The sequence below is a fragment of the Vulcanibacillus modesticaldus genome, from assembly GCF_001730235.1.
GTDB lineage: Bacteria > Bacillota > Bacilli > Tepidibacillales > Tepidibacillaceae > Vulcanibacillus > Vulcanibacillus modesticaldus.
In genome coordinates this window covers 26,133-46,640 of record NZ_MIJF01000007.1, presented here as the reverse complement: position 1 = coordinate 46,640, position 20,508 = coordinate 26,133, and the positions used below count along the sequence as shown (strand labels likewise).

Sequence of the window (20,508 nt, the reverse complement as noted above, 5' to 3'; positions counted from 1 at the left end):
ATAGAAAGAGTATTTGCAGATATGAAAGAGAAACATGGTTTGCGTTGGACTACGTTAAGAGGTTTGAAAAAAGTCTCGATGCAGGCGATGTTAGTTTTTGCTGCCATGAATTTGAAAAAGCTAGCGAATTGGACGTGGAAGAGACGTCCGAATCGCTCTCAATTTTTTATTTCATCCAAGATTTTAAGCATTTTTGACAAAAATAACCTCATACTAGGTAATTTAGCATGAGGTTAGTCTTCAGTCTGACCAGACAGAGAAAACTCTGTCTGGTTTTTGCATATAAAAAAGCTGAAGAGATAAGATTTTTTAAAATAAAATATTTGTTGTATAATGGTGTAAATATGTAATCTTTCGTGGTATCGGAATGTATGTATTTTGTTTCAATATTGAGAGGAGATGTTTTTTAATGATTGGTTTGATAAAAAAAATAATTGGTGATGCCAACGATAGAGAGATAAAGCGACTTAGCAAGATTGTTGAGAAGGTTAACCAACTGGAAAATTCGATTAGTTCTTTATCAGATAACGAACTAAAAGATAAAACTACAGAGTTCAAAGAAAAATTAAATAATGGACAAAACTTAGATGACATTTTACCGGAAGCCTTTGCCGTGGTTAGGGAAGCTGCGAAAAGGGTTCTGGGAATGAGACATTTTGATGTCCAAATAATCGGTGGGATAGTCCTTCACGAGGGAAGAATTGCCGAAATGAAAACAGGTGAAGGTAAGACATTGGTCGCTACCTTACCAGCATACTTAAATGCCTTAACAGGTAAAGGAGTTCATATAATTACGGTTAATGAATACTTGGCTGAACGTGATAGAAATCAAATGGGACAAATCTTTGAATTTCTTGGATTAACCGTTGGCTTGAATCTCCATGATATGACTTCTCAAGAAAAGCAACAGGCTTACGCGGCAGATATTACTTATGGTACTAATAATGAGTTTGGCTTTGACTACTTAAGGGACAACATGGTGTTGTATAAAGAGCAGATGGTGCAGCGTCCCTTAAATTTTGCTATTATCGACGAAGTGGATAGTATTTTGATTGATGAAGCGAGGACACCATTGATTATTTCTGGACATGCTTCAAAATCCACAGACTTGTACTATGCCGCTGCTCATTTTGTCAAAGGTTTGAGTGAAGAAGAGGATTATGTTGTTGATGTAAAGGCGAATTCAGTATCTTTAACGGAAGCTGGTGTGGAAAGAGCTGAAAAGGCCTTTGGAATCGAGAATCTTTATGATACAAACCATATGACTTTAAATCATCATATTACTCAAGCATTAAAGGCGAAGGTTTTGATGAAACGAGACCGAGATTATGTTGTTCAGGATGGCGAAGTTATCATTGTTGATGATTTTACTGGTCGTTTAATGCATGGACGTCGTTATAGTGATGGGCTTCATCAGAGCATTGAGGCTAAAGAAGGACTAAAAGTGCAAAATGAAAGTATGACCTTAGCTACCATCACCTTGCAAAACTATTTCAGAATGTATCAAAAGCTTGCTGGTATGACGGGTACTGCAAAAACAGAAGAAGAAGAATTCCGTAAAATATATGGTTTAGATGTGGTAGTTGTCCCTACCAATAAACCAATGATTCGTGAAGACTTACCAGATGTAGTATACAAAACAGAGAGGGCAAAATACAGGGCGGTTGTTGAAGAAATAGTACATCGTCATCATAAGAAGCAACCTATACTGGTGGGTACAGTTTCTATTGAGAAATCCGAGTTATTATCCGATATGTTAAAGAAAAAAGGAATTCCACATAATGTTTTAAATGCTAAATACCATGAAATGGAAGCTGAAATAGTAGCTCAAGCAGGACAACTCGGAATGGTAACAATCGCAACAAATATGGCTGGACGTGGTACTGATATCGTTCTTGGCGAAGGCGTCAAAGAATTAGGTGGACTCCATATCATTGGTACCGAACGTCATGAAAGTAGACGGATTGATAACCAGTTGCGAGGACGTTCAGGACGTCAAGGGGATCCTGGTTCAACCCAATTTTTCTTATCTTTAGAAGATGATTTGATGAGAAAATTTGGTTCTGATCACATTATGGGTATGATGGAAAAGTTAGGTATGGATGAAGATCAACCGATTGAGAGCAAGATGGTTAGTAGGGCGATTGAACAAGCACAGAAGAGAGTAGAAGGTCATAACTTTGATGTAAGAAGGGTTGTATTACAATATGATGATGTAATGAACCAACAACGTGATGTAATTTATAGTCAGCGACGTGAAGTGTTAGAAAGTGAGAATTTACGTGAAGTAATCATTAACATGATTATGAATTTTGTTGAACGTCTTGTGAACTTACATTGTCCTACAGAATTAGTGCCTGAAGAATGGGATTTAAAAGCAATTATTGAACATGCCAATAGAACTTTCTTAAATGAAGGTGCGTTAACAGAAAAAGATATTTGGGGTAAAGAACCGGAAGAGATTATTGAGCTATTCCGCGAAGAGGTTGAAAAGCAATATAGCAAACGTGAAGAAGAACTTGGCGAAAATATGCGTGAGTTCGAAAAGGTTATCCTACTAAGAGCAGTCGATAGCAAATGGATGGATCATATTGATGCAATGGATCAGTTAAGGCAAGGTATCCATCTGCGTGCATATGGTCAAACTAATCCATTACAGGAATATCAAAAAGAAGGATTTGAGATGTTCCAAGGGATGATTCAAGCGATTGAGGAAGAAGTTGCAACATATATCATGAAGGCACAAATCCATGATAATTTACAACGGGAAGCAGTTGCAGTTGGTCAAGCTGTTGGCTCAGGTGAAAAAAATAACAAGAAAAAGCCAATAAAGGCATCTAAGAAGATTGGAAGAAATGATCCTTGTCCTTGTGGAAGCGGTAAGAAGTACAAACATTGTCACGGCAAGGCATAAAATTGGGAGCTATTGCTCCCTTTTTGATTGCAATTTTAATTGGAATAATGAAAAAAACTGTGTTATTATGTTACTTGAATTTTAGAAGAGGTGAAAGGAATGCTAGCAGAAAGTGATATTAAGAACGAATTAGAAAAGATGGCCAAAAGATTGGCGGAGATCAGGGGGTCTCTTTGACTTAGATAGTAAGAGAATTCGGATTAAAGAACTAGAAGAAAAAATGTCCGCTATTGATTTTTGGGATGATCAAAGTGCTGCACAAAAAGTGATTAATGAAACAAATCATCTAAAAGATCAGATTGAAAAGATGGATAAATTAAGTGAACAGTACGATGACTTACAAATTATGTTTGAATTAGCTATAGAAGAAGACGATGAATCGATATTAAAAGATATCGAAAAAGGTCTTAAAGAACTCTGGAAAAACTTTGCCGATTTTGAGTTGCAATTATTGCTTAATGAACCATATGATAAAAACAATGCGATTTTAGAGATCCATCCTGGTGCCGGTGGTACGGAATCTCAGGATTGGGCTTCGATGTTGCTTAGGATGTATACTAGATGGGCTGAAGATCATGGTTATAAGGTAGAAATATTAGATTATCTTGCTGGAGATGAAGCAGGTATTAAAAGTGTTACTCTCTTAATTAAGGGACATAATGCCTATGGTTATCTTAAATCTGAAAAGGGAGTTCATCGTCTAGTTAGAATCTCTCCTTTTGACGCATCGGGTAGAAGGCATACTTCATTTAGTTCTGTTGAAGTTATGCCTGAAATTGATGATGACATAGATATTGAGATTAAGGGTGAAGATTTAAAAATTGATACATACCGTTCCAGTGGTGCAGGTGGACAGCATGTTAATACAACTGATTCTGCTGTTCGAATTACTCATATTCCAACTGGTACAGTGGTAACTTGTCAAACTGAACGCTCGCAAATTAAAAATCGTGAACGAGCGATGAAAATTTTAAAAGCGAGATTGTATGAATTGCAAATAGAAGAGCAACAAAAGGAACTAGCGGAGTTACGAGGAGAACAAAAAGAAATTGGTTGGGGAAGCCAAATCCGTTCTTACGTATTCCATCCTTATTCGATGGTAAAAGATCATCGTACTAACACAGAAGTTGGAAATGTTAATGCCGTGATGGATGGAGAAATAGATGTTTTTATAGATGCTTATTTAAGAAATAAGATTTCTAAAACCTAAATAATAATCGGTTGCTCAAATAAAATACTTGACGGGGAAATGAATTATGAAACGACATCAAGTGAAAGAAAGACATCTAAGAGAATATGGATTATTAATCTCTGGTTCATTAATCATTGCTTTAGCGTTCAATCTATTTTTAAACCCTAATGGAATTGCTCCAGGCGGGGTTAGTGGTCTTAGCACAATCATTGAATATAAATTTGGAATTGAAGCTGCCTTTACCCAGTGGTCTTTAAATATCCCCTTGTTCATTGCTGGAGTAATCATATTGGGAAAACGATTTGGGGTTAAAACAGCAACTGGCTCGATAATATTGCCTATGTTTGTTTATCTAACGAGGAATTTGCAACCATTGACTCATCAACTATTACTTGCTGCTGTTTATGGGGGATTAAGTGTTGGGATAGGATTAGGGTTAGTTTTTCGGGGAAAAGCTTCAACAGGAGGTACAGACTTAGCTGCCCAAATAATACATAAATTTACTGGTATCAGTTTAGGCGTTTCTGTATTAGTTATGGACGGGTTAGTAGTCTTTACCTCAGGAATCGTTTTTGGATTAGAAAATGCCATGTTTGCGTTGATATCCTTATTTATTACTAGTAAAACGATTGACATGGTTCAATTGGGTTTAAATTACTCTAAGTTGGCATATATTATATCTGATAAACAGGAAGAAATTAGCCGAGCGATTCTTAGCGATCTGGACCGCGGCGTGACCATTTTAGATGGAGTTGGCGGTTATACTAGGGAAAAACGTCAAGTCCTGATGGTTGTCTTTCAACAAAAAGAAACTACAAAATTAAAAGAGATTGTAAAACTAATTGATCCCTTAGCTTTTGTAATCGTAACTAATACCAACGAAGTTTTAGGAGAAGGTTTCAAAAATCACTAAGGGAACTTTTGGGAACAATATATTAATAATTAACAGTTTTCTTTGAAAAAAAACTTTGGAGGGAAAAATAATGGCTTTTGATGAACAAACATTAGCTTCATTAAAGGAGACAGCGAACACAATTCGCAAGGACATCGTTAAGATGGTTGCAGAAGCAAGTTCTGGACATCCAGGAGGTTCACTATCGGCTGCAGACATCTTAACTGTACTTTACTTCAATGAAATGAATATCGATCCTAATAATCCACAGGATCCTAATAGAGATCGTTTTGTATTGAGTAAAGGACACGCTAGTCCTGTTCTTTATGGAGCGCTAGCAGAAAAAGGGTTCTTTCCAAAGGAAGAACTAATGACATTTCGTAAGATAAATTCTCGTCTTCAAGGACATCCAAGCAAAAAATCTCTTCCTGGTGTTGAGATGAGTACCGGATCTCTTGGACAAGGCTTATCAGTAGCTAATGGTATGGCTTTAGCTGGCAAATTAGATAACAGGGATTACCGTGTTTATGTTTTACTTGGAGACGGAGAGATCCAAGAAGGAATGATTTGGGAGGCTGCAATGTCTGCAGCACATTACAAGTTAGATAACTTGACAGCTTTCTTAGACTACAACCATCTTCAAATTGATGGAAGAGTCGAGGATGTAATGAATCCTGCTCCAGTAGATGAAAAGTTTCGTGCTTTTGGATGGCATGTGATCATCATTGATGGGCATGATATGAATCAAATTAGTGACGCAATTCAAGAAGCAAAAAGTATAAAGGGTAAGCCAACAATGATCATTGCTAATACCATCAAAGGTAAAGGAGTATCCTTTATGGAAAATCAAGTTGGTTGGCATGGAACTGCACCAAATGCAGAGCAATTAGCACAAGCATTAGAAGAATTAAATGGGGTGAAGCAAAATGACTAAGATTGCAACCCGTGATGCCTATGGTAAAGCATTGGTTGAATTAGGGGAAAAGAATCCAAATGTAATTGTATTAGATGCAGATTTATCTAAATCCACAAAAACTGCGGATTTTGCGAAAACTTATCCTGATCGCTTCTTCGATATGGGAATATCTGAAGCGAATATGATTGGAACTGCTGCTGGGTTGGCAACTGCAGGTAAGATTCCATTTGTAAGTACATTTGCTCTTTTTGGTACCTTAAGAGTAGGAGACCAAATTCGTAACTCTATTTGTTATCCAAACTTAAATGTTAAAATTGCTGTGACCCACTCTGGATTAACTTTGGGTGAAGATGGAGCTTCTCACCAAGCTGTAGAAGATATTTCAATGATGAGAGCTATCCCAAATATGACTGTTATCGTACCAGCAGATGCTGAAGAAACAAGACAGGTTATTCATGCAGCAGCTGAATATGATGGTCCGGTATATATCCGTTTAGGTCGTCCAGCTGTCCCAGTAGTTTTTGATAAAAACTATAAGTTTGAAATTGGAAAAGGAGTAGTAGTGAACGAAGGGGCTGATGTGACAGTTATTGCTATGGGAGTTATGTTAAGTCCTGCAATCGAAGCGGCAAAGGAATTAGAAAAAGAAGGAATCTCTGTACGTGTAATCAATATGCCAACAATTAAACCGATTGATAAGGATATAATTATAAAAGCAGCACAAGAAACAAAAGGAATTGTAACAGCTGAAGAACATAACATTTATGGTGGTTTGGGAAGTGCTGTTGCTGAAGTGGTTACTGAATCAGTACCAACTGTCGTAAAACGAGTAGGCGTGGAAGATACTTTCGGTGAATCAGGTAAGCCTAACGAATTATTAGAAAAATATGGACTAACCAAGGAACATATTATTGAAAAGGTTAAAGAGATTATTAAGTAAATAACATTAAACCAATTAATTAAGGAGTATGGAGAGACAAATTTGTTTCTTTATACTCTTTTTTTATTTAAAGTGTATTTTGCAACGTGTTCAATAAATGTTAACCTATATCATTTTTTTGGTTGACAAATGAGATCTAAATCAATGATAATGTGATTAGTTGAATATGGAGGTGTTAGCTTTGAAGATTAGAGATATGATGTTTGCCGCATTATTTACGGCTTTAGTTGCAGTATTGGGATATATGCCTTCAATCCCATTACCGTTTGGGGTACCGATAACCTTACAAACCTTCGGAGTCATGTTAGCTGGAGCTGTTTTAGGTGCTCGTTTAGGAGGATTAAGTTTATTGGTTTTTATCCTTTTAGCCGCTGTTGGTGCTCCTGTCTTAAATGGCGGAGCTGGGGGATTGACCAAATTATTAGGACCAACTGGAGGATACATTTTAAGTTGGCCACTTGCTGCTTATATTATCGGTTATTTAGCAGAAAAGAATTGGGATAAATTAAATGTTTGGAAATTATTTATTTTCAATATTATAGGTGGAATTTTAGTAGTTTATGCGATTGGAATTCCTTATTTAGTAGCAGTAACTGAATATAAATTAGTTCCTGCATTGATTGGTAATCTAGCCTTTATTCCAGGAGATTTAATAAAAGCTTTTGTTTCTGCCTGGATTGCGATCAAACTTAAGAAAACTTATCCGATCATCAACAAATAATTAGCCACTCAATCACCCGCTCAAGGGTGATTTTTTCTCTTTTTCCTTTTCCTTCGTCAATATTTTCCCGGGAAATATGTCGATTTTAATAGTATTAATGTGGAATTTATATTTTACTCTATTTACCAAAAGGAATTCAGTAGAATATGTCGAATTGATAATAATATATTGCATTCGAAATGACAAGCATTCGACATTATCAGTTCAATCGACATTATCAGTTTATTTATCCGATATTAGAAATTTAATAAACAAAATCTAGCATAATAGGTAGAATCTATTACAATAATATTCTATTTCATCAATATAAGACACAATACAACAAGGAAAGAAGTGAATTATATGATAGAAATGTTCAACGTCTGGAAAACCTATCCCAATGGAGTCTATGCATTAAGAGGAATAAATATAAAAATCGATAAAGGTGAATTTGTTTATGTTGTAGGACCAAGTGGTGCTGGAAAATCGACATTTATTAAATTGATGTACCGAGAAGAACGTTTAACAAAGGGGAAGATTTTTGTAAATGGATTTAACGTAGAAAGATTAAAAGAAAGACAAATCCCTCAACTTAGAAGAAATATCGGGGTTATCTTCCAAGACTATCGATTACTACCAAATTTGAACGTATATGAAAACGTATCTTTTGCAATGGAAGTGATTGAGGCACCAAAGAAAACTATTAAAAAAAGGGTGCCTGAAGTACTAGAATTAGTCGGGTTAAAAGATAAAATGGCAGCATTACCGAACCAATTGTCTGGTGGGGAACAACAACGTGTGGCAATTGCAAGAGCTTTGGTTAATAATCCAGCAGTTATAATTGCAGACGAACCTACCGGTAATTTAGACCCTGAAACTTCATGGGAGATAATGGAGTTATTTGAAAAAATTAATTTCCGTGGCACCACAATAGTTATGGCTACCCATAACAAAGAAATAGTAGATACTATGAAAAAAAGGGTAATAGTAATCAAGGACGGAAAAGTTACAAGGGACGAATATAGAGGTGGTTACAGCTATGAGGATTAGAACATTTGGAAGACATCTAAAGGAAGGTACAAAAAACATTGTTAGAAATGGTTGGATGACATTTGCAGCAGTAAGTGCAGTAACTGTTACTCTTCTCATATTAGGGGTATTTTTAGTTCTGGCAATGAATATCAACCACATAGCTGAGGTAATAGAAAATCAAGTAGAGATTACTGTAGAACTAGATTTAAGTATTGAAGAGAGTCAAATATCTCCAATTGAAGACCAGATTAGAAATATAGACGGGGTAAAATCTGTTGTATTTGTGTCAAAAGAAGAAGGGTTGGAACAACTTAAAGAAAGATTTGGGGAAGACGCCTATTTGTTAGAAGGATTGGAAGAAGAGAATCCATTGAACGATATTTTTATAGTTAAAGCGTATAAACCTGAAAATATTGATTATATTGCAAAGGAAATCACCAAGATCGACTTAGTTACTGGAGTAGATTATGGTAAGACAACAGTTGACAAATTATTTGCAGTCACAAGATGGATCAGGCATATAGGATTAATATTTGTTGTAGGTTTATCCTTTACAGCGATGTTTTTAATAGCCAATACTATCAAAATTACGATCTATGCTAGAAAGAGAGAAATTGAAATTATGAAGTTAGTAGGAGCAACAAATTGGTTTATTAGATGGCCCTTTTTTGTCGAAGGCACTTTGCTAGGAATACTAGGTTCATTAGTTCCGATCGTTTTAATAGTTTTTGGTTACGAATTTTTATTGGAAAAATTAAATTCAAATCTAACATTATCTTTCTTTCAACTATTACCACTTTATCCTCTAGCCTATCAGATTTCTATTTTGTTAGTTAGTATTGGAGTATTCATTGGAGTCTGGGGAAGTATGATGTCAGTGCATCGTTTCTTAAAGATATAAATGGATCAAAGGAGAGGTATCGTAATTATGAAGAAGAATCGGGTGCTCTCAGTTGTCTTGGTTTTCACTTTGCTTATTACATTAATAATACCAGGTTTTGAAGTGAAAGCTGGAAGTGAATGGCAAAAACTAGATCAGCAGATACAAGAAATCAAAAAAAAGAAACAAGAAGCTGCAAGAAGATCTCAGAATATTGATGCCCAAATTGCGGAAATTAGACAAGAAAAGGAAGAAATCGAAAAGGAGCTTATCTCAATAGAATTAGAGATCGATCAAACTGAACAAAAGCTATTCTCTTTAGAACAAGAAATTGAGGATGTAACAGCTAAAGCTAAGACGGCAGCTGATGAGTTGGAACAGGCTACTAAGAGGGTTGAGAAAAGAAAAAAACTCTTAAAAACTAGAGTACGATTGATGTATCGTAAAGGGGATGTACAATACTTAGAAGTTTTATTGGGTTCAAATAATTTTGCTGACTTTTTACAAAGATTTTCGGCGTTACAAAAGATTGTTGAGTCAGATAGAAAAATTTTGACAGATAATATAAGAGATAAAAAAACGATTGAAGCTAAGAAGAAAGAGATTGATGAGCATTTAGCTAATTTAAGAAACCTCTATGATGAAGCTGAGAAAATTAAACTATCTTTAGTAGCAAAACGGAAAGAAAGAAAAGTTAAGATTGCTACACTTAATCAAGCTGAACAAGAATTAAAAGAATATAAGGAAGAAGAAGAAAAACTACTAGATGAATTAGCAGAGAAAGAGGCTGAACTTTTAAGAAAACAATATGAACTGAAGTATAATGGAGCAGCTTTTGTGTGGCCTGTTCCCGCTAGTACTCGTATTACCTCCGACTTTGGATTGCGTAAAGATCCAATAACAGGGGTAGAAAAGGGACATAAAGGGTTAGATATAGGTAGAGCGCCCGGTACTGCCACCCTTTATGGAGCAGATATTATTGCTGCAGCAGATGGAGTTGTTATTGTTGCGTCGTACGTAAGGGGCTTTGGTAATACAGTTATCATTAACCACGGAAGTGGAATTTGGACCCTATATGCACACATCAGAAATGGTGGAATTATGGTTAAAGTTGGGCAAAAAGTAAGTAAAGGGCAAAAAATTGCTGAAGTAGGTTCTACAGGTAGATCAACCGGACCTCATCTACACTTTGAAGTGAGAAAGAATAACAAAGCTGTAAGTCCGTGGGATTATATACCTAGATAAATCAAGTAATTACCGCCTTTATATTTAAAGATTAATATTTTGTACATGCCCATCATATAATGTAAGCAGGAATAAAAGGTGGTGGCGTAAATAATGGTGTTTAGAGGTAGAACGGTAGCTATTTTGTTAATATTAACGATTATTCTTAGTAGTTCAGCAACATTTTTATTGGTTGAACAACCTTCTTTATCATCCGGAGATTTTCCTGAGGAATTAAGAATTGTTGCCGAGGCTTATAAGAAGATTAAAAGTGATTATGTAGAAGAAAAAACTGAAAAAGAATTAATTGATGGTGCCATTTTGGGAATGGTTCAGGCTTTAGATGATCCACATTCCACATATATGGATGCTGAGGAAGCAAAGGAATTTTTCAGTTCTCTAAAGGACTCTTTCGAAGGAATAGGCGCTGAAGTAACGATGGAAAATGGAAGAGTAACTATTATTGCACCAATCAAAGGGAGTCCTTCTGAAAAAGCCGGACTTAAACCACGTGATCAGATTATTAAAGTAAATGGCGAATCATTGGAAGGATTAAGTCTATATGAAGCAGTTAATAAGATTAGAGGGCCTAAGGGAACCAAGGCTGAATTGGAAATCGTCCGTCCAGGTATTACTGAGACAATAACGATAACTGTTATTAGGGATGAAATTCCAATTCAAACAGTCCATTCAAGTACAATCTCAACGAGAAAAGGCTTAATTGGTAAGATTGAAATAACTAACTTTGGAGAAAAAACAGCCACTGAATTTAAAAAAGCTCTTACTGAACTAGAAAATCAAAAAATAAAAGGATTAATCATCGACCTCCGAGGCAACCCTGGTGGTTACCTACAAAGTGTTGTTGAGATTGGAAACTTGCTAGTACCTAATAAAGGCATCATCGTTCAGATAGAAGATAAGTATAAGAACCGAAAAAAATACAATTCCAAGCTAGATGAAGCTAAGTACCCAATTGTGACACTAATCAACGGCGGAAGTGCTAGTGCATCAGAGATTTTGGCTTCAGCTCTTCAAGAAGCAGGAAATTATCCAATCGTTGGAGAGACATCATTTGGTAAAGGAACAGTTCAGAATGTATTTGAAATGACAGACGGAAGTAATATTAAATTAACGATTGCTAAATGGTTGACTCCAAATGGTAATTGGATTCATAAAAAAGGTGTTGTGCCAAACGTTAAGGTTACACAACCTGATTATTTCAATGCAACGCCATTTCCTCAAGATGTCAATCTAAAATTAGATATGAATGGCAATGATGTAAAAAATCTACAATTAATCTTAGATGGATTGGGATATAATCCAAGTAGAAATGATGGGTATTTTGATAAGGGCACTGAGTCAGCAGTTAAGGCATTTCAAAAAGTTAATGGCCTTGAGGTTACAGGTGTGGTTGATTCAAAAACAGCAATGATGCTTCAAGAAACACTGGTTAAACGAATTAAAGATCCAAAAGCTGATGTACAATTGCAAGTGTCAATTGAGACTTTGTTAAAATTAATTCAATAGGCAGGAAACTATTTTCTTTTATCGAATTAATACCACTAATGCAGTTGGAAACTAAAGTATATATTTAGTTTCTATGCATAGTGGTTTTTTCTTTTGGAAGGATGGAAATAAGGAGGGAGCCGAATGGAAGTCTTAATAGGGGTATTGAATCAAATTCCTCAAATATTCCTTCACCCAATGCTTTATGTTGGAGTATTAATAATAGTTTTACAATATCGTAGACAAATTACCTTAGAACGCAAACTATTTAGTTCTCGTATTCATTCATTACCAAAAGAAGTACTTAGTTCTTTGGGGTATGGATTATTAGGTGGAATTATAACTTCCTCGTTAATGATTGTTTTAGGAATCGTCCTCCATCCAAGTGATACGCTATTAATATGGGTAATTACAATTGTCTTAATACTTTTTAATGTAAGGTTCCTTTGTTTATCATATGCCACTGGAATAATTGGGGTAGTTGCTGGAGTATTTCAACTATTTGATTTATCAAAAATCCAATTTTTTAATAATCCGGCCTTTTCGTGGACAACTCCGATATTGGAAGGAATAAATCAGATTCAAATTCCTTCGATTATAGCGATTGTTGCCATTTTGCATTTAGTTGAAGCGATCTTAATTAGATTACAAGCAAGTAAACAGGCAACACCTTTGTTTTTAGAGACAAAGCGTGGGAAGTTAGTTGGAGGACATCACATTCAATCCTATTGGCTATTACCATTATTCTTAGTTGTCTCTACTGGAAATATTGATGCTGGTATTCAGTTGGATTTTTCATGGTGGCCATTAATCGGTAGTGGGGTTGGCTTAACCATTCTTCCTGTTCCGGCAATGATAGGTTATTCCGATTTAACTTCAGTTAATTCTCCCTCTGAAAAGAGTAAAAAAACTTCGAACTATCTACTTTTATACAGTCTAGTTTTATTAGGGATGGCATTTATCGCTGAAAAGTGGGTAGCATTTCAGATTGTAGCTGCATTTTTTGCAGGATTTGCCCATGAAATTATTCTATTTTTCGGCAAACAAAAGGAGAAGACGATGCCGCCAATCTATGTGCACCCTAAAGATGGTTTAAAGGTTTTAGCTGTATTACCAGATAGTATAGCGATGCGCATGGGAATAAAACCGGGAGAGGTAATTAAAAAGGTAAATGGCGTTCCTGTGACTAGTATTGAAGAGTTGTACTATGCACTACAACGTCAATCGGCTTTTGTTAAATTAGAAGTTATCAACCTTGAAGGACATCTGAAGTTTACCCAACATTCAATTTATGATGGAGACCATTATCAGTTGGGAATTATCTTAGCTCCTGATGATAATGCTCCTTATTACATTGAAGTTGAAAATACTAGTTTGTTAGAGTTATTAAAACAAAAGATTCATAAAACGTCACACAGTGCTTAATGTACTTGTAAATACCAAATAATAGTTTTGGGGGTGATTTTTTGAAAATTATTGCTGTTGATTTTGACGGTACACTTTATGAAGGTAATTCAATGAAAGGAACGGTTAAGGCAACCAAAGAGAACTTCACTTTAAAGGATTGGTGGACTATATCAAAAGGAGTACTAAAAGGTGCTATTGTAGCTTTTCATAAAGGAAAAAATGGATTTAAGATAGAGTTTTTTAAAGCCTTTGCCATGACTTTTAAAGGAAAACATCAAAATGAAATTGCGGAATATTTTAATGCACTTGCTGAAGAAAGTGTATTAGAAATCAATCAACAATTATTAAAAAAAATAAAAGAGTACATTAATAACGGTGATAAAGTTATTATTTTATCAGCTTCTCTACAACCATTTTTGCAAACTTTGGTGGCGAGATTAGGTTTGGATTTAGCGGCAATCGGTTCTAAATTGGTTTTTGATGAGAGAGGTATCTGTACAGGTGAAATAGGGATGATCAACCAAGGGGAAAATAAAGTTAATCAATTGAGAAAATGGATTACTGAGAATGGATACGAAAATCAAGAACTTTGGGCTTATGCTGATAGTGAATCTGACATACCTCTATTTGAATATGTGCAACATCCGGTTGTGGTAAATCCATCAAATGAAATGAAAGATATTGCCAAAAAGAGAGGATGGGAGCTTTTTAAGTCCTAGCACTGCTCTTTTTTTTTGCCCATAATAGCCCAATCAAGTGTGATTATTTGATTAAAAAATTTTTTTTGATATAATATAAGCAATTAAGAACGTTTGTTCTTTGTGATTAAAATTAATTTTTTATAGGAGTATAGTATGGAACAAGTTTTTCAATTAGTATCTGAATTTAAACCTCAAGGAGATCAACCTAGAGCGATCAAAGCTTTAGTTAATGGCATAGAAAAAAATAGAAAACATCAAGTTCTGTTAGGAGCAACAGGGACTGGTAAGACTTATACGATGGCTAATGTGATAGCTCAAGTAAATAAACCAACATTAATTATCGCACATAATAAGACATTGGCGGCTCAGTTAGCAAGTGAGTTTAAGGAATTTTTCCCAAATAATGCGGTTGAATATTTTGTTAGTTATTATGATTATTATCAACCAGAAGCTTATGTACCACAGACTGATACTTATATTGAAAAGGATGCTCAAATCAATGAAGAAATAGATAAGTTACGTCACTCAGCCACTAGTGCGTTATTTGAGAGAAAAGATGTTATTATTGTTGCTAGTGTATCCAGTATTTATGGTTTAGGTTCACCAAATGAATATCGAGATTTGGTTTTGTCTTTAAGGGTTGGTATGGAACGGGATCGAAATGAAATATTACGTAAATTAGTAGATATTCAGTACCAACGAAATGATATTAATTTTGTTCGTGGAACTTTTAGAGTACGGGGAGATGTAATCGAAATTTTTCCAGCCTCAAGAGGTGAACAAGCCGTCCGAGTAGAGTTCTTTGGAGATGAAATTGAGCGTATCCGTGAAATTGATGTAATTACGGGAGAAATAATCGGTGATAGGGAACATATTGCTATTTTTCCTGCTTCCCACTTTGTCACCAGAGAAGAAAAGATGAAAAAAGCAATCCAAGGTATTGAAGCAGAGTTAGAAGCAAGGTTGAGGGAATTAAGAAAGCAGGGAAAACTCTTAGAAGCACAACGTTTAGAACAAAGAACGAGATATGATCTGGAAATGATGGCGGAAGTAGGATTTTGTTCAGGGATTGAGAACTACTCTAGACATCTTGAAGGTCGTCAAGCTGGATCAACTCCATATACCTTGCTGGATTATTTTCCTGAAGATTTTTTAATGATAATTGATGAGTCTCATGTAACCATTCCTCAAATCAGGGGGATGTATAACGGTGACCAAGCACGTAAACAAGTTTTAGTAGATCATGGTTTCCGTTTACCATCTGCGTTAGATAATCGCCCTTTAAAATTTGAAGAATTTGAAAAACATATTCATCAAATTATTTATGTTTCGGCAACACCTGGGCCATATGAGCTAGAACGAGTACCAGAAGTAGTAGAGCAGATTATTCGTCCAACGGGGCTTTTAGATCCCGAGATAGAAGTGCGTCCGATTAGTGGCCAGATAGATGATTTAATCGGTGAGATTAATCAACGCATAGAAAAAAATGAACGTATTTTAGTAACAACATTGACAAAAAAAATGGCTGAAGACTTAACAGATTATCTAAAAGAAGTAGGAATAAAAGTTAAATACCTACATTCTGATATTAAGACACTAGAAAGAATGCAAATCATTCGCAGTTTACGTTTAGGAGAATTTGATGTGTTGATTGGAATTAACCTTCTAAGGGAAGGACTGGATATTCCAGAAGTTTCACTGGTTGCGATTTTAGATGCCGACAAAGAAGGATTTTTGAGATCAGAAAGGTCCTTAATCCAAACAATTGGTCGTGCTGCTAGAAATGCTAACGGAAAGGTTATAATGTATGCTGATAAAATAACTGATTCCATGAGAACAGCAATAGAAGAAACCAAACGTCGTCGATCAATTCAGATGGAATATAATAAGAAGCATGGTATTACTCCGAAAACGATAAGTAAGAAGGTTAGTGATGTCATCGAAGCAGTTAAGGTTGCAGAGTCTAAACCGGAATACGAAGCAGGTAAAAAGCAGAAAAAAATGAGTAAAAAAGAACGGATTAAATTAATTGAAAAAATTGAAAAAGAGATGAAACAAGCAGCAAAAGAACTCAACTTTGAACGAGCTGCAGAATTAAGGGATATACTGTTAGAGCTCAAAGCAGAAGGAGTGTAGTTATGGGACGAGATAGGATTGAAATAAAAGGGGCGAGGGTTCATAATCTAAAAAATATCGATGTATCGATTCCTCGAAATAAATTTGTGGTATTAACTGGATTAAGTGGTTCTGGTAAATCATCACTGGCATTTGACACCATATATGCAGAAGGGCAAAGGAGATATGTCGAGTCCCTTTCTGCTTATGCAAGACAATTTTTAGGGCAGATGGATAAACCAGATGTTGATTCAATTGAAGGTTTATCCCCTGCCATTTCTATCGATCAAAAAACAACTAGCCGTAACCCTAGATCGACAGTGGGAACAATTACAGAAATCTATGATTATTTGCGTCTATTATATGCTAGGATCGGTAAACCACATTGTCCAACCCATGGTACTGAGATTAGCTCACAGACTGTTGAGCAAATGGTAGACCGAATCAAAAAATATCCCGAAAGAACTAAACTACAAATATTAGCTCCTATTGTTGAAGGACGAAAGGGAGAACACATCAAGGTTTTAGAAGATATTAAGAAAAAAGGATTTGTTAGAGTTCGGATCGATGGAGAAAATAGAGACATTGAAGAAGAGATTTCTCTTGAAAAAAATAAAAAACATACTATCGAGGTTGTAGTCGATCGGATTATTTTAAAACCGGAGATTGATGCCCGATTAGCCGATTCGTTAGAAACAGCACTTAATATGGCTGATGGTAAGGTTAAAGTGGATATTATTGGGGAAGAAGAATTACTATTTAGTCAAAAATTAGCTTGTCCAATATGTGGATTTAGTATGGATGAATTGGCACCGAGGATGTTCTCGTTTAATAGTCCTTACGGGGCATGTCCTACTTGTGATGGATTAGGTAGTAAAATGGAGATCGATCCAGATTTAGTAATACCAGATAAAACCAAGTCTCTAAAAGAAGGTGCCATTGAACCATGGGCTGGTAGTAATGCAACCTACTATCCTCAATTATTAGAAGCATTATGCGAACATATGGGGGTAGATTTTGATACACCTGTTGAAAAATTAAGCAAAGAGCAATTAAATACCATCCTCTATGGAACAAACGGTGAAAAAATATATTTCCGTTATGAAAATGAATTCGGTGCTGTAAGAGAAGCAAATGTCCCCTTTAGCGGGGTTATTCCTAATCTTGAACGAAGATATAAGGAAACAGCTTCAGATTACGTAAGAGATAATATAGAAAAATATATGAGCCAAAAGGCATGTCCATCATGTAAGGGTACCCGTCTTAAAAAAGAAATAATAGCTGTTAAGGTAGGGGGCTATGATATTTCTTATGTTACAAACTTATCGATCAAAGAAGCTATTCGTTTTTTTACGGAATTAGCATTGACCGAAAAGGAGAAAACCATAGCTAATCTAATTTTGAAAGAAATAAATGCTAGACTAAGATTTTTGGCCAATGTGGGGTTAGACTATTTGACATTAAGTAGAGCTGCAGGTACTTTATCAGGGGGTGAAGCTCAAAGAATACGCCTAGCCACCCAAATAGGCTCGAGCTTAATGGGTGTGCTCTATATCTTGGATGAGCCTAGTATTGGATTACATCAGAGGGATAATGATCGTCTTCTATCAACTTTAAAACAGATGCGTGATTTAGGGAACACTCTGATCGTTGTAGAACATGATGAAGATACAATGTTAGCGGCCGATTACATCATTGATATTGGACCCGGTGCGGGGATTCATGGGGGTTATGTGGTAGCAGCTGGAACACCTAATGAAGTTATGGCTAATGAGAAATCCTTAACAGGCCAATATTTAAGTGGTAAAAAGTTCGTCTCTATTCCCAATCAACGTAGAAAACCAAATGGTAAGTGGATTGAGATTAGGGGAGCAAGAGAAAATAACCTGAAAAAGATTAATGTCAAAATTCCACTTGGAGTATTTATCAGTGTTACTGGGGTATCTGGATCAGGTAAGAGTACCTTAGTAAATCAAATTTTATATAAGGCTTTGGCAAAGGAACTACATCGTGCTAAAGAAAAACCTGGCAAACATAAGGAGATCTTGGGATTAGAACATTTAGATAAAGTTATTGAGATTGACCAAGCACCTATTGGTAGAACACCAAGATCAAACCCAGCGACATATACCGGGGTTTTTGATGATATTAGAGATATATTTGCTACTACTCAAGAAGCTAAGGTTAGAGGTTATAAAAAGGGACGTTTCAGTTTTAATGTCAAAGGTGGCCGTTGCGAAGCTTGTCGTGGTGACGGGATTATTAAAATTGAGATGCACTTTTTACCCGACGTCTATGTTCCTTGTGAAGTTTGTAAAGGTAAAAGGTACAATCGAGAAACATTAGAAATTAAATATAAGGGTAAAACTATTGCTGATGTATTGAATATGACAGTTGAAGATGCACTAGAGTTCTTTAAAAATATTCCTCGAATTAAAAGGAAGTTGCAGACACTTTATGATGTTGGTTTGGGTTATATAAAATTAGGTCAACCAGCAACCACTTTGTCTGGTGGGGAAGCTCAAAGGGTAAAATTAGCATCTGAATTATATCGTAGAAGTAATGGTAGGACCTTATATATCTTAGACGAACCAACAACAGGGCTTCACATGGATGATGTAGCAAGGTTACTGAACGTACTGCAGAGATTGGTCGATAATGGGGATACAGTTCTAGTTATCGAACATAATTTAGACGTAATCAAAACTTCTGATTATATTATAGATTTAGGTCCAGAAGGTGGAGATGGCGGAGGAACGATCATGGCCCAAGGGACTCCAGAAGAAATAGTAGAAATAAAGGATTCTTATACTGGTAAATATCTAAAGCAAATAATTGAAAGGGATCGGGCTAGGATCAATAAAGAAATTGATGAATATATTAAAGCTACTTAACAAAATACAATTCTTTGTTCAAAATTGTTATTGACCTATTAAAAAATAGGGTGTAGAATAATGCTGTAAACGTTTACAGTTAGTTTGATTCTTTAGGGGGGAAACAGAGTGAGGAAAACAACTATCAAAGACGTAGCTAAATATGCAAATGTATCTATCGCAACTGTTTCCCGTGTAATTAATAATAGTCCACTAGCTTCTAAAGAGGCCAAAAAAAAGGTTCTGCAAGCAATTAGAGAATTGGGATATGAGCCTAATGCATTAGCACGAGGATTAGTTAGTCGTAAATCAAATACAATTGGTGTATTGATTCCGGATGTTTCAAACCCATTCTTTGCTAAAGTCTTTCGTGGAATGGAAGATGCAGTTCATAAAAATAATAGTAATGTTTTTATTTGTAATACCGATAAAGATAAAGAGAGAATGTTACGCTACATAAAATTTTTGAGAGAAAAACAGGTTGAAGGTGTAATTTTCACTAGCGAAGAGGTTACCAAGGAGTATTACGAAGCTTTATATAGTTTAAATGTACCAGTTGTGTTAGTAGCTACGGAGGCAAAAGAATATAACCTTCCAGCAGTTAAGGTAAACGATTATCAGGCTGTTAGTGATGCTATAAAATACCTCGTTGATAATGGTCATAGTAATATAGGAATGATTAGCGGTCCTTTAGAAGACAAAATTGCTGGTTTACCGCGTTACGAAGGATATAAGTCAACATTGATGGAAATGGGTATCCCATTTAACGAAGAAAATGTGGTTTTTGGAGATTATCGTTTTGAAAGTGGAAAAAAAGCGATTAAAGAATTACTATCAAAGAATCCTGAAATTACTGCAGTGTTTGTAAGTAGTGACGAAATGGCAATTGGAAGTATTGTAGGAGCTTGTAAAATGGGAATTGAAGTTCCAAAAGAGCTTTCAATTATTGGATACGATAATGTAAGTATTTCAGAAATGTCTAATCCAGCACTGACCACTATTGATCAATCTTTATATCAAATGGGATATCAGGGTGTTGAATTATTATTTGAGATGATAGAAAAACAAAAGAAAGAAGATAGTAGGATATGTAAGGGTGATACAATTTACATTCCACATAGAATTATAGAAAGAGAGTCAGTTTCTAATTTAATCCAATTAAATATATAAATTAGATGAGAAACTCTGATTTATATATATTTTTTCGGCATATTGT

Annotated in this window: 16 protein-coding genes; all 16 read left to right on the top strand. The window is 35.5% G+C overall.

The genetic code is table 11. The annotated features are described in order from the left end of the window. Positions 1 to 231, top strand: a 231-nt coding sequence (locus BHF71_RS12220) for a transposase (protein WP_084024109.1), incomplete at its 5' end; no start/stop codon positions are given. A gap of 178 nt (positions 232 to 409) precedes the next feature. Then, positions 410 to 2,914: an accessory Sec system translocase SecA2 gene (secA2, locus tag BHF71_RS02145; protein ID WP_069656031.1), complete on the top strand. Its 2,505-nt coding sequence runs from the start codon at positions 410 to 412 to the stop codon at positions 2,912 to 2,914. A gap of 99 nt (positions 2,915 to 3,013) precedes the next feature. Beyond that, positions 3,014 to 4,124 (top strand): peptide chain release factor 2 gene (gene prfB / locus BHF71_RS02140; protein ID WP_141705315.1). Its coding sequence is split into 2 segments (ribosomal slippage): positions 3,014 to 3,088 and positions 3,090 to 4,124, totalling 1,110 coding nucleotides; the frame shifts between segments, so codons are not numbered across the junction. A gap of 46 nt (positions 4,125 to 4,170) precedes the next feature. Further along, positions 4,171 to 5,019 (top strand): YitT family protein, encoded by an 849-nt coding sequence (locus BHF71_RS02135; RefSeq protein ID WP_069656029.1) that lies wholly within the window; start codon positions 4,171 to 4,173, stop codon positions 5,017 to 5,019. Positions 5,020 to 5,089: 70 nt separating this feature from the next. Then, positions 5,090 to 5,932: a transketolase gene (locus tag BHF71_RS02130; RefSeq protein WP_069656028.1), complete on the top strand. Its 843-nt coding sequence runs from the start codon at positions 5,090 to 5,092 to the stop codon at positions 5,930 to 5,932. After that, entirely contained in the window at positions 5,925 to 6,854 is a 930-nt protein-coding gene (locus BHF71_RS02125) for a transketolase family protein (protein WP_069656027.1), read from the top strand. The genes BHF71_RS02130 and BHF71_RS02125 overlap by 8 nt, the downstream gene beginning before the upstream one ends. A gap of 172 nt (positions 6,855 to 7,026) precedes the next feature. Then, positions 7,027 to 7,575: a biotin transporter BioY gene (locus tag BHF71_RS02120; protein WP_425425368.1), complete on the top strand. Its 549-nt coding sequence runs from the start codon at positions 7,027 to 7,029 to the stop codon at positions 7,573 to 7,575. Positions 7,576 to 7,917: 342 nt separating this feature from the next. Then, on the top strand, positions 7,918 to 8,604 hold the full coding sequence (ftsE, locus tag BHF71_RS02115) for a cell division ATP-binding protein FtsE (protein WP_069656025.1): 687 nt from the start codon (positions 7,918 to 7,920) through the stop codon (positions 8,602 to 8,604). Continuing rightward, positions 8,594 to 9,487: a permease-like cell division protein FtsX gene (gene ftsX / locus BHF71_RS02110; protein WP_069656024.1), complete on the top strand. Its 894-nt coding sequence runs from the start codon at positions 8,594 to 8,596 to the stop codon at positions 9,485 to 9,487. Before ftsE ends, ftsX begins: the two co-directional genes overlap by 11 nt. Before the next feature lie 27 nt (positions 9,488 to 9,514). After that, on the top strand, positions 9,515 to 10,711 hold the full coding sequence (locus BHF71_RS02105) for a murein hydrolase activator EnvC family protein (RefSeq protein WP_069656023.1): 1,197 nt from the start codon (positions 9,515 to 9,517) through the stop codon (positions 10,709 to 10,711). A 93-nt stretch (positions 10,712 to 10,804) separates the two neighbouring features. Then, on the top strand, positions 10,805 to 12,217 hold the full coding sequence (locus BHF71_RS02100; RefSeq protein ID WP_069656022.1) for a S41 family peptidase: 1,413 nt from the start codon (positions 10,805 to 10,807) through the stop codon (positions 12,215 to 12,217). Positions 12,218 to 12,340: 123 nt separating this feature from the next. After that, a complete protein-coding gene (locus BHF71_RS02095) occupies positions 12,341 to 13,621 on the top strand; it encodes a PDZ domain-containing protein (RefSeq protein ID WP_069656021.1) in 1,281 nt (426 codons plus the stop codon). 41 nt (positions 13,622 to 13,662) lie between these two features. Then, positions 13,663 to 14,322, top strand: coding sequence for an HAD family hydrolase (locus BHF71_RS02090; RefSeq protein ID WP_069656020.1), 660 nt, complete (start codon positions 13,663 to 13,665; stop codon positions 14,320 to 14,322). A 135-nt stretch (positions 14,323 to 14,457) separates the two neighbouring features. Continuing rightward, positions 14,458 to 16,440: an excinuclease ABC subunit UvrB gene (gene uvrB / locus BHF71_RS02085; RefSeq protein ID WP_069656019.1), complete on the top strand. Its 1,983-nt coding sequence runs from the start codon at positions 14,458 to 14,460 to the stop codon at positions 16,438 to 16,440. A gap of 2 nt (positions 16,441 to 16,442) precedes the next feature. After that, positions 16,443 to 19,313 (top strand): excinuclease ABC subunit UvrA, encoded by a 2,871-nt coding sequence (uvrA, locus tag BHF71_RS02080; protein ID WP_069656018.1) that lies wholly within the window; start codon positions 16,443 to 16,445, stop codon positions 19,311 to 19,313. 108 nt (positions 19,314 to 19,421) lie between these two features. Further along, on the top strand, positions 19,422 to 20,462 hold the full coding sequence (locus BHF71_RS02075) for a LacI family DNA-binding transcriptional regulator (protein WP_069656017.1): 1,041 nt from the start codon (positions 19,422 to 19,424) through the stop codon (positions 20,460 to 20,462). The last annotated feature ends 46 nt before the right edge of the window (positions 20,463 to 20,508 follow it).

Excerpts from the sequence above, each read along its gene's own strand:
- uvrA (WP_069656018.1), top strand. The coding sequence starts at position 16,443 with ATGGGACGAGATAGGATTGAAATAAAAGGGGCGAGGGTTCATAATCTA.
- uvrB (WP_069656019.1), top strand. The coding sequence starts at position 14,458 with ATGGAACAAGTTTTTCAATTAGTATCTGAATTTAAACCTCAAGGAGAT.
- BHF71_RS02095 (WP_069656021.1), top strand. The coding sequence starts at position 12,341 with ATGGAAGTCTTAATAGGGGTATTGAATCAAATTCCTCAAATATTCCTT.
- ftsE (WP_069656025.1), top strand. The coding sequence starts at position 7,918 with ATGATAGAAATGTTCAACGTCTGGAAAACCTATCCCAATGGAGTCTAT.
- ftsX (WP_069656024.1), top strand. The coding sequence starts at position 8,594 with ATGAGGATTAGAACATTTGGAAGACATCTAAAGGAAGGTACAAAAAAC.
- BHF71_RS02135 (WP_069656029.1), top strand. The coding sequence starts at position 4,171 with ATGAAACGACATCAAGTGAAAGAAAGACATCTAAGAGAATATGGATTA.
- BHF71_RS02105 (WP_069656023.1), top strand. The coding sequence starts at position 9,515 with ATGAAGAAGAATCGGGTGCTCTCAGTTGTCTTGGTTTTCACTTTGCTT.
- BHF71_RS02130 (WP_069656028.1), top strand. The coding sequence starts at position 5,090 with ATGGCTTTTGATGAACAAACATTAGCTTCATTAAAGGAGACAGCGAAC.
- secA2 (WP_069656031.1), top strand. The coding sequence starts at position 410 with ATGATTGGTTTGATAAAAAAAATAATTGGTGATGCCAACGATAGAGAG.
- BHF71_RS02100 (WP_069656022.1), top strand. The coding sequence starts at position 10,805 with ATGGTGTTTAGAGGTAGAACGGTAGCTATTTTGTTAATATTAACGATT.
- BHF71_RS02125 (WP_069656027.1), top strand. The coding sequence starts at position 5,925 with ATGACTAAGATTGCAACCCGTGATGCCTATGGTAAAGCATTGGTTGAA.